This is a genomic window from Paenibacillus sp. HGF5, assembly GCF_000204455.1.
Lineage (GTDB): Bacteria > Bacillota > Bacilli > Paenibacillales > Paenibacillaceae > Paenibacillus_AQ > Paenibacillus_AQ lautus_A.
This window is the reverse complement of sequence record NZ_AEXS01000046.1, coordinates 1-15,146: the sequence shown is the minus strand read 5'-3', so window position 1 is coordinate 15,146 and position 15,146 is coordinate 1. Positions and strand designations below refer to the sequence as shown.

The 15,146-nt window shown below is 53.4% G+C and carries 12 protein-coding genes; all 12 read left to right on the top strand.

The genetic code is table 11. From position 1 onward, the window contains the following. On the top strand, positions 1 to 615 hold a 615-nt coding region (locus HMPREF9412_RS07730), incomplete at its 5' end, for an ABC transporter substrate-binding protein (RefSeq protein ID WP_009590860.1). 40 nt (positions 616 to 655) lie between these two features. Further along, complete coding sequence (locus HMPREF9412_RS07725) at positions 656 to 1,429, top strand: ABC transporter ATP-binding protein (protein ID WP_009590861.1); 774 nt, start codon at positions 656 to 658, stop codon at positions 1,427 to 1,429. 5 nt (positions 1,430 to 1,434) lie between these two features. Continuing rightward, positions 1,435 to 2,268, top strand: a complete 834-nt coding sequence (locus HMPREF9412_RS07720) for an ABC transporter permease (RefSeq protein WP_009590856.1) — start codon at positions 1,435 to 1,437, stop codon at positions 2,266 to 2,268. A gap of 147 nt (positions 2,269 to 2,415) precedes the next feature. After that, complete coding sequence (locus HMPREF9412_RS07715; protein WP_009590866.1) at positions 2,416 to 3,396, top strand: aromatic acid exporter family protein; 981 nt, start codon at positions 2,416 to 2,418, stop codon at positions 3,394 to 3,396. Between the two features lie 128 nt (positions 3,397 to 3,524). After that, entirely contained in the window at positions 3,525 to 4,085 is a 561-nt protein-coding gene (locus HMPREF9412_RS07710) for an outer spore coat protein CotE (RefSeq protein ID WP_009590862.1), read from the top strand. Positions 4,086 to 4,191: 106 nt separating this feature from the next. Continuing rightward, a complete protein-coding gene (locus HMPREF9412_RS07705; RefSeq protein WP_050802799.1) occupies positions 4,192 to 5,451 on the top strand; it encodes a putative amidoligase domain-containing protein in 1,260 nt (419 codons plus the stop codon). A 439-nt stretch (positions 5,452 to 5,890) separates the two neighbouring features. Further along, the gene (mutS, locus tag HMPREF9412_RS07700) at positions 5,891 to 8,662 is read left to right on the top strand and encodes a DNA mismatch repair protein MutS (RefSeq protein WP_009590864.1); all 2,772 of its coding nucleotides are present in this window, start codon (positions 5,891 to 5,893) and stop codon (positions 8,660 to 8,662) included. Positions 8,663 to 8,700: 38 nt separating this feature from the next. After that, the gene (gene mutL / locus HMPREF9412_RS07695; RefSeq protein ID WP_009590865.1) at positions 8,701 to 10,680 is read left to right on the top strand and encodes a DNA mismatch repair endonuclease MutL; all 1,980 of its coding nucleotides are present in this window, start codon (positions 8,701 to 8,703) and stop codon (positions 10,678 to 10,680) included. A 17-nt stretch (positions 10,681 to 10,697) separates the two neighbouring features. Beyond that, positions 10,698 to 11,477 carry a class I SAM-dependent methyltransferase gene (locus HMPREF9412_RS07690; protein WP_009590855.1) on the top strand — a complete coding sequence of 260 codons (780 nt, stop codon included), beginning with the start codon at positions 10,698 to 10,700 and terminating at the stop codon, positions 11,475 to 11,477. Further along, positions 11,467 to 12,414: a tRNA (adenosine(37)-N6)-dimethylallyltransferase MiaA gene (miaA, locus tag HMPREF9412_RS07685; RefSeq protein ID WP_009590857.1), complete on the top strand. Its 948-nt coding sequence runs from the start codon at positions 11,467 to 11,469 to the stop codon at positions 12,412 to 12,414. The genes HMPREF9412_RS07690 and miaA overlap by 11 nt, the downstream gene beginning before the upstream one ends. A 53-nt stretch (positions 12,415 to 12,467) precedes the next feature. After that, entirely contained in the window at positions 12,468 to 12,707 is a 240-nt protein-coding gene (gene hfq, locus HMPREF9412_RS07680; RefSeq protein ID WP_009590863.1) for an RNA chaperone Hfq, read from the top strand. Between the two features lie 186 nt (positions 12,708 to 12,893). Beyond that, on the top strand, positions 12,894 to 15,146 hold a 2,253-nt coding region (locus HMPREF9412_RS07675), incomplete at its 3' end, for a transglycosylase domain-containing protein (protein WP_009590858.1).

The following is a 15,146-nucleotide window of genomic DNA, read 5'->3' as shown; positions in this document are numbered from 1 at the left end:
AACAGCCTGAAGGGCAAAGTATTCCTCGGTCAGCGTAAGGGCGGAATGCCGCAGATGGCAGGCGAGTTTACGCTCCGTAAAAAAGGAATCGATCCGCATGCGGACCTGGAGCTGATTCAGAACATCGATTTTGCGAACATCGCATCGGCGTATGCTTCCGGTACGGGTGAGTTTGTCCAGCTCTTTGAGCCGCAGGCCTCCATATTTGAAAAAGAAGGCCGTGGCAAGGTGGTGGCTTCCTTTGGCGTAGAAAGCGGGCATCTGCCGTACACCGTGTTTATGACAAAGCAAAGCTATATCGACAAAAACGATGCCACGGTGCAGAAGTTTACGAACGCCCTGTACAAGGCACAGCAATGGGTGGATGCGAGCAGCCCCGAAGATATCGCGGATGCGATCATGCCTTATTTTAAAGACAGCGACCGCGACATCGTGGTGTCCTCGGTCAAGCGCTACAAAGAGCAGGGCAGTTATGCCAGCGATCCGATCGTGGATGAGGCGGAGTGGAACAATCTTCTGGACGTGATGGAGCAGGCCGGGGAACTGAAGGAACGGGTAGCGCCGGATGCCATTGTCGACAACAGCTTTGCCGAAAAAGCCAAGCAAGCTAAATAATCACGTACTCCTGATCCATAGAACGAAAGGAGAGAGCACCATGGTACCGGTAGTTGAATTGAATGATATCGCTCATGTATATGTCACCGATCGGGAAGCCTCTCTGGCTGTGGAAGGAATTCATTTGAAGGTGGAGCCGGGGGAGTTCATCAGTCTGGTAGGGCCAAGCGGCTGCGGGAAAACGACCATCCTGTCCGTCATAGCGGGCCTGATTGCCCCCTCCAAAGGGGCTGCTTACGTAAACGGCAAGCCGGTTAACGGACCGTCGCCGGAAGTCGGATACATGCTGCAGCAGGACTATTTATTTCCTTGGCGCACCATCATGGATAATGCCTTGATCGGATTGGAATTGACGGAGAGACTGAATCCGCAAAGCCGAAGCGTCGTAGGGAATCTGCTCAAGGAGATGGGGCTTGGGGAGAGCGGTAATCTGTATCCGGCGCAGCTGTCGGGCGGGATGAGGCAGCGGGTAGCGCTCGTCAGGACCTTAGCTACGGATCCGGGACTGCTGCTGCTGGATGAACCTTTCTCCGCGCTGGACTACCAGACGAAGCTGCAGCTTGAGGATTTGATCGTGGAAACCCTGAAGGAGCGGGGGAAGACGGCCATCCTGGTCACTCATGATTTATCCGAAGCGATTGCGATGAGCGACCGGGTCATTCTCTTGAACCGTAATCCCGGGCGGGTTCATCGTTTGTTTGATATTCCCGACAACATCCGCCGGGCGCAGCCGTTTTTTGCTCGCAAGGAGCCGGGGTTCAATGAATTGTTTCATGAAATCTGGGGCGAAATGCAAACGATCGGGAAGGAGTGAAGCCTATGACATCAAGGGATGAGCCATCAGCTTCTTCTTCGAAGGGCTGGCTCCAGAATATCCATGCAAATCACATGAAGCGAAAGAAAAGCATGCAAAACCGGGTACTGACCGTTCAGCTCAGCCTGCTGCTGCTGTTCTTTATCTGGTGGGAAGCGGCGGGCAGATTCAAATGGATCGACGTGCTGCTGTTCAGTTACCCCACCAAAATCTTCGCGAACATATGGGATAACATGATCAGCGGCGAGTTATGGGGACACCTGGGGGTCACGGTAGGAGAGACGGTTGTAGGATTCCTGCTCGGCACGCTCGTTGGCACGCTAATGGCCGTATTGATCTGGTGGTCACCGTTTCTCAATAAAGTGCTGGATCCTTATATGGTCGTGTTCAACAGCATGCCGAAAGTGGCGCTGGGTCCCATATTCATCGTGATGTTCGGCGCCGGCTTTACCGCCATTGTCGTCACTACGCTATCCATTACGGTCATTGTGACCACGCTCGTCGTATACAATAGCTTTAACGAGGTGGATTCCAATCTGATCAAGGTCGTCCGCACGTTCGGCGGAACCAAGCGCCAGGTATTTCAACGGGTCATCTTGCCGGCTTCCTATCCCGCGATCGTATCAACCCTCAAGGTTAACGTGGGCATGGCATGGGTCGGCGTCATCGTCGGCGAATTTTTGGTTGCCAAATCGGGTCTCGGTTACTTGATTATGTACGGTTTTCAGGTGTTCAACTTCACGCTCGTGTTATCGAGCCTGCTCATCATTGCCGTTGTAGCAACGGCCATGTATCAGATCGTGGTATATATAGAAAGGAAATTGTTGACCCACCGCTAAGCAGGCCATCGCCTGCGGCGTCAGGCATGGTTGTTAACGGCATAAAAATAAGCTAGGATGAAGATACCTTATATATGCGGATATGCGGCTAACATGATAAAGAAGCAGATATAGCCATCAACAACTTGCCTGGAGGCTCTTCATCACATGGGATTTCGTGTCATCAAAACAGCAGCGGCCAGCCTGCTTGCCATTTTAATTACAGATGCTTTGAACATACCGGGGGCTACGTCCGCCGGTCTTCTTGCTATACTCGGCGTTGACGTTACGCGCAAACGGAGCGTGCGCTCCATATCATCCCGATTTTTTGCATCATTGCTGGGACTTATGCTGGCGTGCATTTTATTTTATTTTCTTGGTTTTCATTACTGGGTGCTGGCCTTGTACATATTGCTTGCATTTCCCGCGATATCGAGGGCTAATTTCAAGGAAGGCATCGTGACCAGCTCGGTTGTGGTGTTTCGGGTGTTTCAGGGGGAAGAGATCGGACTCGGCATATTGCTCACGCAAATCGAACTCCTGATTATCGGCCTCGGGTCGGCCATGCTCGTGAACCTGGTTTATATGCCGAACAGCGAGGGGGCGATGATGGAGATCCGCCGCAAGGTGGACGGGCTTTTCTCCGTCATTTTCCATCATTTCTCGCTGACGCTTCGAAACCCCGAACATATATGGGACGGAAAAGAGCTGATCGAGGCCAATCGGCAGATCGAAAAAGGGATAGAGGAAGCGAAGCGGGCTTCGGAGAACCAGATGATTCATCCGGACGGCTCCTGGAACATCTATTTTTATATGCGTAAGGAACAGATGGAGAATATCCAGAGCATGATGCATCAGATCTCCCAGGTGTACGAGCGGCTTCCGCACGGCGTGCTGACGGCTGAAATTTTCGATCAGTTAAGCCAGGATGTCGTTGCCGAAGGTTATACGGGGAAGTCCGAAGGTCTGCTGATTGAGCTGGAGGACAGGTTCAAGGAGATGGAGCTCCCTACGACCCGCGAGGAATTCGAGGTCCGCTCCGCGATTTTGCAGCTCTGCCACGAGCTGGAATACTATTTGAATATTTCGAAAAAGTATAAAGCGCCCACGGCGAAAAAACCGCAGAAGCGCGCGGATTCGGCCGTATAGCTTAGCAATTTTCAAAAATAAATCTGATATTTTTAGCATCATATGAATTTATTTGGACCACTTCATTCAACATTCGCCCATGTCTTGCATACACATGTATGGAATGATTGTATGGAGGAGGTTCGAAGATGTCATTGAGTCATAAACACCAATGTAGAGAAATCATCACGAAGGCGATCTGCGGCAAGGGTCGTAAGTTCTCTACCGTAACACATACCGTGACTCCGCCTAATAATCCGACCAGTATTTTGGGGGCTTGGATTATAAACCATCAGTACGAGGCGGTTGCCGCCGGAGACGGAATTGAAGTTATTGGTACTTACGATGTAAACATCTGGTATTCCTATGACAAAAATTCGCAGACCGATGTGGCGAAAGAAACGGTATCGTATGTAGAACGCGTGCCTCTTTCCTATCTGGATCCGAAGCATCGTGCATCCACGGTGGAGGTTTCGGCTGAAGCGACGCAGGAGCCGAGCTGCGTCGAGGCCAGCGTATCCTCGAATGGCACGAGCGTCATTCTGCGGGTAGAGAGAGAGTATGCAGTGGAACTGGTAGCCGAAACCAAGGTCGTTGTCAAAGTATGCAGCTACCCTCACGGCGACTACGAAGACAAAGAATTCGACTACGTCCTGGGAGACGACGTCGAAGATTACGAAGATTACGAAGGTCTGGAGGATGAACTGTAAGTTAACCCTCCTGTAGGAATGATTATAATCTTAGCATATGCAGCGAGGGCAGCTTTGCGGAGGGCGGATGCCCTCTTTTTTATTTTTATTTGCAGGGGGAATGGGGATGGCTAGAATGATCGTACGACCGGCGGCTGAAAAAAAGCATGTGTCGCTGCAGGGATCTGCTTCGCTCTTGGCGCAAGCACGGTTGATCCGATCCGGGATTCCGTGTCGCTTGAATTCGGGTTCGGCCGAGGAGAAGCGTTACGCCGCCAGGTACGCGGTGCATGTCGACCGGCTGGCTGCAGCCAAGATCCGCCAACATCAGATGGGCGGCAGCGAAGCGGTGTTCATGCCCGATCCCGAGAGCGGCAGATATGAAGATGGCCTGCATCGAAGATTGGAGAAAGCGGCCCTGCGGTCGCTGTATACACTGGGCGTCGATGAAGGGGAAGTCATCATTACGGCCCGCCCCGGTCGAAGATACGTAGTGGAGGATATCCGCGTGCCAGCTGACCGCAGCAAAGCCGTAATGAGTGCCAAGGGTCAGGGGGCACGGCGGACGGAAGGGTACCCTGCTTACAACGAAGAGGGTAATTCTGCTCTTGTTTCATCGTTACTCATGGGCATGGATCCGGAGTTTGTGCTGATGAAGGATAACGGAGACATCGTGTTTGCTTCCGAATTTATGGAACGCGGCGGGTCGGTCGGAAGCGATGCCGTTCGTTTACGGGGCGAGGTGATTTACCCTATTGCCGAGCTCAGGCCGTCGCCCAAGGCGAATCCGAAGGAATTGCTGCTTGAAATGCAAAGAGCTCTGCGTGAAGCTCATCTCCTGATTCAGGATCGTTCTTTGGCATGGAAGGCAGGCGCCCTGCCTCATGGCGATTTTCCGCTGGGAGGCCATATTCATTTCAGCGGCGTCCCGCTGTCCCTGTCTCTTCTTCAGACCTTGGATAATTATGTGGCTCTGCCGCTGGCGCTGCTCGAAGACCCGAAGGGGCGTTCACGGAGGCCGCGTTACGGTTTCCTTGGGGATTTCCGGAGGCAGCCTTACGGCGGGTTTGAATACCGTACGCTGCCCAGCTTTCTCGTCTCGCCGCTCGTCGCGAAGGTGTCGCTGGGCGTGGCTTACCTGGTCGCCCGCTACAGCGATCGCCTGCCGGGGAGGCCGTTAAACACCGAACGGTATCACCGTGCCTATTACGAAGGCGATAAATCCGTGCTCAAAGAGTGTATTGCAGGCTGGCACAGGGATCTGTCGGCACTGCCGGAGTACCCGGATTTTGCCCGTGAAATCGAACGGGCTCTAGCGCACATGGAGACGGGGCGAACCTGGGATGAAAGCAGGGATATCCGGCCGCTGTGGAATATTCCCGTTTAAGAGGTTGTTCAGAAAGTCCGATTTTGATAAGAAAACCAATCGAGGCAAATTCAAGGCTGAGCGAACGCGATTCAGAAGTAGGTTTTCTTGCGATATAGAATTTCATCAACTCCGTTAATAACTTATAAATCCTATATCTAACACGAAGTGAATCAAGAAGCAATTCGGCATCGAATCTTGAATTCAGCCGGGCCTAGGCAAATGCTTACGAAGTATGTTTCCTCCGGAAACATTTTAGGTGCTCACGTACAAACTACGTACGCTCCGCTCCTTCATCCCTAGCTTCATCCAACTGAAGCGTTTTGAAAAAACGCACATCGGAAGCATAAGCCTCGGTACTGAAAACCGACCTTTTTGAACGCGCACGTTAAACCGTGATGCCTTACGGTCAATTTCTGTTATAATGGAGGTCAAGCTAGAAAGGTAATGGAGGTACGTCATGGCTAAATATACGCCGATGATTGAACAATATTTGAAAGTCAAAGAACAAGCGCGCGATGCGTTTCTTTTTTTCCGCTTGGGCGATTTTTACGAAATGTTTTTCGATGACGCGATCCTTGCGTCGAAGGAATTGGAGATTACGCTGACCGGCCGCGAAGGCGGCGGTGCAGAGAAAATACCGATGTGCGGGGTTCCTTATCATTCCGCCGAAGGTTATATCCAACGGTTGATTGAAAAGGGGTACAAAGTCGCCATCTGCGAACAGATGGAGGATGCTTCGGTCACCAAAGGCATGGTGCGGCGGGAAATCGTCAGGGTCGTCACGCCGGGGACCATCATGGACGGCAAGGTCGTTCACGACAAATCGAACAATTACATGGTGTGCGTCACGGAAGCGGGCGGCTTGATGTCCTTATCCGCATGCGATTTGTCCACCGGCGAGCTCTACGTGACGTCGGTGCCTTCATCGGAGGAATGGTTGAGGGACGAGATTGGCATTTATGAGCCTTCCGAAATTATCGGAGATGCATCGCTGCTTGGGATCATCTCATCGCAGGCGCTGCCGGGCAGCCGAAATATCGTATATACGGCCTGGGATCGAAGAGAAGACGCATTGGTTCGGACCCAATTCGGAGAAGCGGCATGGGTCCGCCTCGAAGAGGAGAGAAGAGCCTGCATATCCCTGCTTATCTCGTATTTAAGCGAGACGCAGAAACGGTCGCTGGGGCAGCTGACTCAAATCGCTTCCTACGAGCCGGGACAATACATGGTGCTGGATCCGTTCACCAGGCGGAATCTGGAGCTGGTCGAGACGGTTCGTGAACGCTCGAAGAAAGGCTCTCTCCTATGGCTTCTGGATCGTACGGAAACCTCCATGGGAGCCAGACTCCTGCGGCGGAGAATCGATAAACCGCTGCTGTCCCGAAGCCGGATCGAGGAGCGGCTGGAGGCCGTCGAGCATTTATATAACCAGTACATACTGCGCGAAGATTTGCGGATGGCGCTGAAAGAGATTTACGATTTGGAGCGGCTGGTCGGCCGGATCGCGTTCGGCAGCGCGAACGGACGCGATTTGAATGCGCTCAAGCTGTCATTGAGGCAAATTCCTTCCCTGAAGGAGCTGTGTGCCCAGTCGCCTTCCGAGACGCTGCGGCGCGTGGCAGCGGATACCGATGTTTGCGACGATCTGTGCGAACTGATCGAGAATGCGATTGTGAATGAGCCGCCGGTGTCAGTGCGCGACGGAGGAATCATCAAGCCGGGGTACCACGAACGGCTGGATGAGTTTCGGGAAGCGAGCACCAGCGGCAAACGCTGGATCGCCGAGCTGGAGGCCAAGGAACGTGCCGCTACCGGGATCAAGTCTTTGAAGATCGGTTATAACAAGGTGTTCGGCTATTATATCGAGGTCACCAAATCCAATCTGTCATCCCTGCCGGAAGGCCGATATGAGCGCAAACAGACGCTGGCCAACGCGGAGCGTTACGTCACGCCCGAACTGAAGGAGAAGGAAGGACTGATCCTGGAAGCCCAGGAGAAAATGGTGGATCTGGAGTATGCGCTCTTTACCGAGCTGAGGGATAAGCTGAATACCCAAGTGAGCCGGCTGCAGAAACTCGCCGAGCGCATCGCCGAGATTGACGTCTATCAGTCGCTGGCTGCCGTCAGCGCGGAGTACCGGTTCGTCAAGCCGGAGCTGAGCGAGGGCTATGATTATATCGTTGAAGGCGGCCGTCATCCGGTGGTGGAAGCCGTCATGAAGGATTCGTCGTTTATCGCGAACGCAACGGATTTGCGCAAGGACGGCTCTTCGATCCTGCTTATAACGGGTCCGAATATGGCCGGCAAAAGCACGTACATGCGCCAGGTGGCTCTGTTATCCATTTTGGCGCAGATGGGCTGTTTTGTCCCGGCGGAGCGCGCGGTTATCCCGCTGGTCGACCGGATCTTTACTCGCATCGGCGCCGCCGACGACCTGATCGGCGGTCAGAGCACCTTCATGGTGGAAATGGCGGATATCCAGGTCATGACGGAAAAAGCGACGCCGCGCAGCCTGATCATCATTGATGAGCTTGGGCGCGGTACGTCCACGAGTGAAGGCATGGCCATTGCGCAAGCCGTGATTGAATACGTGCATGATCATATCGGCTGCAAGGCATTGGTATCGACGCATTTCCATGAGCTGGCTCACCTTCAGGAGAGCCTTGGCGGGCTTAAGAATTATTCCATGGCGGTTCAGGAAAGCGGCGACAAGGTGCATTTTCTCCGCAAGCTGATTCCTGGCGCGGCGGACAGCAGCTACGGCATTTATTGTGCCAGACTGGCAGGTTTGCCCGGCAGTATCATTGATCGCGCTTATGGGCTGCTGCAGGGCCTGGAGATGGCTTCCCTGGCCGCAGTGGCATCGGAGCAAGGGGTCGAGATCCATCGGAAAGAGCCTGCGTCCGATGCCTCTTCGGATGTGAGGCGCAGCGGACCGGAAGCTTTGCATGAAATCCGTGAAGAGACGATGCCGTATGCCGGCAGCCTGAACGGAGCAGACCCGAAAGGCGGCGTGGTGCAGCTCTCCATTTTCGGCGAGGAGGAAGTGCCTGAATCCCGGAATGCCAAGATGGGCAAGGATCAGTACTCTTCTCCGCAAGAAGCTGCTCACGATCCTGCTGTTAAGAGCATCATAGACGCCGTCAAAGGTGCCGACGTCATGAACATGACGCCGCTTCAGGCGATGCAATTCCTGAATGACCTGAAGCTTCAAGCGAAGGATATGTGATTTTGGCATGGGAATGAAAAGGAACGGAGGTAGGAACAATGGGGATTATTCGGATTTTGGACGAGCATATTGCAAACCAGATTGCTGCCGGCGAGGTGGTGGAGCGGCCTGCCTCCGTTGTCAAGGAGCTGGTCGAGAACGCCATTGATGCCGGGAGCACCAAGATCGACGTTTCGGTCGAAGAGGGCGGACTGGACAGCATTCGCGTAACGGATAACGGGGCGGGCATTGATCCGGAGGATTGCGAGACGGCTTTTTATCGCCATGCGACAAGTAAAATTGCCGAGGGCCGCGATCTGTTCCAGATCACCAGCCTTGGTTTCCGGGGGGAAGCCCTGCCGTCCATAGCAGCCGTATCGAAGGTGCGCCTGGTTACGTCCAATGCCCAGGATGGCCGCGGACGGAAGATCGAAATCGAAGGCGGCCATCTGCGCGTGAACGAAGAGACGGCCGCACCCAGAGGAACGGATTTCCTCGTGAAGGAATTGTTTTACAATACGCCGGCAAGGCTGAAATATATGAAAACGATCCAGACCGAATTAGGGCATATATCCGATTATATGTACCGCTTGGCGCTATCCCGGCCGGACATCGCTTTTACGCTCCGGCATAACGGGAACTCGCTGCTGCAGACGCTGGGCAACGGCGATGCCCTTCAGGTCATAGCGGCCGTATACGGCACCCAATCGGCCAAAGCCATGCTGCCGTTCGAAGCCGAGAATATGGACTATACGTTAAGCGGGTATATCAGCCGTCCGGACTATACCCGGGCAAACCGGAACGGTATGTCGCTCATCATAAACGGGCGGTATATCCGGAACTACGGCTTAATGCAGGCGATATTGAGAGGTTATCATACGCTCCTGCCGATCAACCGGTTTCCGCTTGTCGTCATTCAGCTGTCCATGCATCCTTCGTTGATCGATGTGAATGTGCATCCTTCCAAGCTGGAGGTGCGGTTCAGCAAAGAGCAGGAGCTGTTCGCTTTCGTGGAGGAAGAGGTTCGCAAGGTGCTGCAGCAGGAAATCCTCATTCCGCGTCCGGCCAAACAGAATATCGGCAAAAGCGACAATGCTTATATCCAGGAACAGCTGTCATTTCCACAGGCGCAGGGCCATGTCGGAGCGGCCCGCGGCGGGCAAGATCGGGATCTCGAGATCCCAGGCAGCGGTGATCGATCCGCGGGAGGAATCACGCCGCCTCCAACGCCGCCTGCAGCGTGGCCTGACAAGCAGTCCCTTGCGCCGCCCCCATCCGGTACCATGCGTTCTTACGGGGACGGAACAGCAGAAACAGCCGCAGCTTCGCAGATGCGTGAGACGGCCGCTTCGTCTTCGTATCGAAGCGATTACCGCAATGATGCCAAGAGCGGCGGAAATCCAGCCGTGACCAAGGAGTGGCTGCAGGCCGTTTCAGGGCCGGCTCCCGAAATCCCGCCTTTTCCGGAGCTAACGCTTATCGGCCAGCATCACGGAACCTATCTCATTGCGCAGAATGATACCGGTCTGTATCTGATCGATCAGCATGCCGCGCATGAGCGGATTAACTACGAGTATTACTACGAGCAGTTCGGCAACCCGGCGGACGCATCGCAGGAGCTGCTCCTGCCGATCACGCTTGAATTCACGTCCTCGGAGTCGGAGAAGGTAAAGGAACGGCTGCATTGGTTCGAGAAGGTCGGCGTTTATATGGAGTTTTTTGGCGGCCATACCTTCCTGGTCCGTTCGCACCCCTTCTGGTTCCCTAAGGGCGAAGAGAAGGCCATCATCGAAGAGATGGCCGAATGGGTGCTGAATGAGCGTACTATCGATATAGCCAAGCTGAGAGAAACCTCATCGATCATGTGTTCGTGCAAGGCTTCCATCAAAGCCAATCAGAAGCTGACGGAACAGGAGGCGATGACGTTGATCCAGCGTTTGGGCGCCTGCCGGCAGCCTTACACCTGTCCGCATGGACGACCGATCGTGGTTTCGTTCTCGGCATACGACTTGGAGAAAATGTTTAAGCGCGTCATGTAACAGCAAGGAGGACCTTCATGATCATTACAACTGGAGAAGCGGAAGCGCCGGACATCGTCGAGCGCGCCAAACGTTTAGCCCAGGAAACCGGCTGCCGTTACGTCCAGCGCGGCGGCCATTCATTGCGAAAATTAGCCCGCAGGTTCGGGGACGACGACGTACTGGTCGTACTGAACGGACATGTGCGTTTGAGCGGACCTGGCGGCTCTGTCATGGAATTTCACCCAAGCATGGGCTTTGTCCGATTGAAACGGGTGCTGAACGGAAAACCCGATCCCATGCTGGAGGCATCGGGGATGGAGGAAGGGGACTCCGTTCTGGATTGCACGGCGGGCCTTGGAGCCGACGCCCTGGTATTCTCGGGCAAGGGAGGGGCGAACAGCCGGATCACCGCCCTGGAAAGCTCGCTGCCTTTGTTTGCGCTGCTGAAAGAGGGGCTACGGACCTATGAAAGCCATCTGGAAGCCAGCGATCAGGCGATGCGGCGAATCGAGGTCAGGCACAGCCATCACCTGGATTATTTGAAATCGCTGCCGGACCAAAGCGTCGACATTGTCTATTTTGACCCGATGTTCCGTGAACCGATCACCGACTCGGCTTCCATCAACCCGTTAAGGCACTATGCAAACGGTGAGCCTCTGGATGCGGAAAGCGTGAGGGAAGCGATCAGGGTCGCGCGCAAAACCGTCGTCATGAAGGAAGCGCGGTTCAGCGGAGAATTCGAACGGCTCGGATTTGCACTGCCCGAACGGGGAAAATCCAAAATAACGTACGGAGTGATTTCCATTGACAGATGAAACCAAACCGAAGCTGCTGGTTCTCATCGGACCGACAGCGGTAGGCAAAACCAAAATGAGCATTGAAATTGCGAAAGAATTCGGATGTGAGATTATATCCGGCGATTCGATGCAGGTGTACCGGGGCATGGATATTGGCACGGCCAAAATTTCCGCGGAGGAAATGGATGGCGTGCCCCACCATCTCATTGACATTCACGAGCCTGATCACCCGTACTCGGTGGCCGAATTTCAAGAGCAATGCCAGCGGCTGATCGCCAAGATCACGGAACGGGGGAAGCTTCCGTTCATCGTTGGCGGAACCGGGCTTTACGTAGAGTCGGTATGCTACGGTTATCAGTTCAGCGAGACCGGAGCGGATGAAGTTTTTCGGGAGGAGCAGTTCCGCTACGCCAATGAACATGGAGCAGAGGCTCTCCATCAGAAATTGGCAGAAGCCGATCCTGAAACTGCCGAACGGCTTCACCCTAACGACCTACGCCGGGTCGTTCGTGCTTTGGAAGTATTTCATGTGACCGGCGTCCCACTTTCGGCCCAGTTGGCGCCTCAAACCAAGCAGTCTCCCTATGACTTATGCTTGGTCGGTTTGACAATGGACAGGCAAATGCTATATAACCGTATTGAAGAGCGAATTGACCTTATGCTGAGCCAAGGACTTGTTGATGAGGTGGCGGCGCTCATGGACAAAGGGTTCGCTCCGGGGCTAGTATCCATGCAAGGGCTGGGTTACAAGGAAATCGTGTCGTACCTTAAAGGGGAGTTCAGCTACGAGGAGGCCGTCGTGCTGCTTAAGCGCGATACGCGCCGTTTCGCTAAGCGGCAGCTATCTTGGTTTCGCCACATGAAGGACATCGAGTGGGTAGACGTCACCGACTCGGGAAATTTTTCTGCTAACTATCAAAAAATCCGTGCTATAATAGCAGGAAAGTTTCACTGAAATCTTGAATATATTTTCAAAACAATCTAATTGAACCATTGGGGGTACGGCTAATGAACAAGTCCATTAACATCCAAGACACGTTCTTGAACCAACTGCGCAAAGAGAACATTCCGGCCACGGTATACCTTACAAACGGCTTTCAGATCCGTGGAACGATCAAAGCTTTTGACAATTTTACCATCGTGATTGACAGCGACGGCCGTCAGCAAATGGTGTACAAGCATGCTATCTCCACGTTCATGCCGCAGCGTAATGTGTCCCTGATGCAGGATAACAACAGCGAACAATAGATTTTAGAATGGATTCATAGAGAGCAAAATCATACCGCCTTTGATTAATTTGAAACTTTTTGGTTTATAATTCGTTTAGCTTATAAGGAGTGCAGAGAGCAACCTGAGAAGGTTGTTCTTTTCTTTCCGAGGCACCACTCGAGAGTCAGAAGGTTTGATCCCGCAAGGGAGTAAGGAGGGGGACAAATGGCTGGAAAAGATAATCAGATGTCTCGGTTGAATAAAAACAAAGACAACTCGAAGACATCCAAAACCACGAAACCGAATGCAAAGAAGAAAAAGGGCAAGGGAAAGCGAATTGCATGGGCGCTGTTTTTCACGGCCGTCATTGCGATCTTCTGCGCGCTTGCAGGTTATTTGTTCATCCTGATCAGCGGAGAAAAGCTGCTGGAACAGAATCAGGATAAATTGACCGCTTACGGTACTTCCAAAGTATATGACCGCAACGGCACGCTGATGGGCGAGTTGTCCCTGCAGAAGAGCGATCCCGTGAAGTACGAGGATATCCCGGAGAAATTGATACAAGCATTCATTGCAACTGAAGATAAACGGTTCATGGAGCATAACGGCGTGGACATGTGGTCGATCGGCCGTGCAGCAGTAAAGGATATCATGGCCCGGTCCATGGTGGAAGGCGGAAGCACGATCACGCAGCAGCTGGCGAAGAATATATTCCTGACCCGGGACAAAACATTCTTCCGAAAGGCGACTGAAATGTCGATCGCGCTGGCGCTTGAGCGTCAGCATAGCAAACAGGAAATTATCGAGATGTATTTGAACCGGATTAACTTCGGTGGACCTTATTACGGCATCAAAGCCGCATCCGAGCGTTATTTCGGCAAGTCGGATCTGAAAGAGCTGGATTTATGGGAAATGGCGACGCTTGCGGCAATGCCGAAAGGGCCGTCCCGCTATAATCCGCTCAAGAATCCCGACCTTTCCAAAGAGCGGCGCGCGGTCGTCCTTACCCTGATGGAACAACAGGGATATATCACGGCCGAAGAGGCAGCGGAAGCCAAGAAGGTGGACTATGCCTATACGCCGCCTGAAAGACAGCAGAAGTATACGGCGTTTATCGATTATGTCATGGAAGAGGCCGAAGAGAAGTGGGGCCTTACCGAGGATGACGTTAACATTGGCGGTTATCAGATTTATACCACGATGGACGTGAATGCCCAAAAGGCCATGGAAGAGGAATTCAATAATCCGGCCAACTTCGAAGAAAGTCCGGATGACGTGCAGGTTGAAGGATCCATGGTCATCATTAACCAAGAGACCGGCGGGATCGTCGCCATGGTCGGCGGTCGGGAGTATACGCGCGGCGGGTTCAGCCGGGCTACCGACAGCCGTCGTCAGCCGGGCTCCGCTTTGAAGCCGATTGTATCCTACGCGCCGGCTCTCGAATCCGGCAAATTTACGAAGGATTCGAGACTCAGCAACAAGAAGCAGTGTTTCGGCAGCAATTACTGTCCGAATAATCTGCACGGTTACTCGGAGACGATCGGCATGCCGGAAGCGATTCAGCGTTCCGAGAACATCCCGGCCGTATGGCTGTTGAACGAAATCGGCGTGAAAACCGGATTTGATTTCGCGCAAAGCCTCGGCATCAAGATGTCCGAAGGGGATGCGAACCTATCCTTGGCCCTGGGCGGCATGGATACCGGTACGAACACCTTTGAGATGGCTCAAGCTTTCAGCGCTTTTGCCAATGGCGGAGAATTCAAAGAGGCTTTTGCGATCAAACAAATTAAAGACAACAAAGGCAAGGTTGTGCATGAGAACAAAGGCAGCAAAGGGAAGCGCGTGATGAGCGAGACGACGGCTTCGCAAATGACGGATATGATGCGCCGCGTCGTAGAGGACGGAACGGGTAAGAATGCCCGGATCAGCCGTCCGGTAGCCGGTAAGACGGGAACCACGCAGAGCGGCTACAAGGGCGTCAGCTCGAACCGCGACGTATGGTTTGTCGGTTATACGCCGGAATTAACGGCAGCTGTATGGATGGGTTACGATAATCCTGACCGGCAGCATCTGCTGAAACGAAGCAGCTCGATCTCTGCTTCCTTATGGGGCAAAGTGATGGAGAAGGCGGTTCAAGGCTATGAGGCGAAGAATTTCCCGAATGTCGAGCCGGTACAGCCCCCTGTAGAAGAACCGGCATTAAGCGCAGTCAGCGGTTTAACGGGCTCTTATAACGGGGAGACCCAAACCGTATCACTGAGCTGGAATCCGGTTCAAGGCAATGTTCAGTACCGCATATACCGTAAGGAAACGTCCGAGTCCGAGTACTCGCGCATCCTCGATTCTCTGGGCGGAACCTCCATTGAGGATATGAGTGCGATGGAAGGATTGACATACGATTATTACGTAACGGCATTCGATCCATCAACCGGCGATGAATCGGAACCTTCGAATATTCTGCAGATCGTGGCTGTTTCC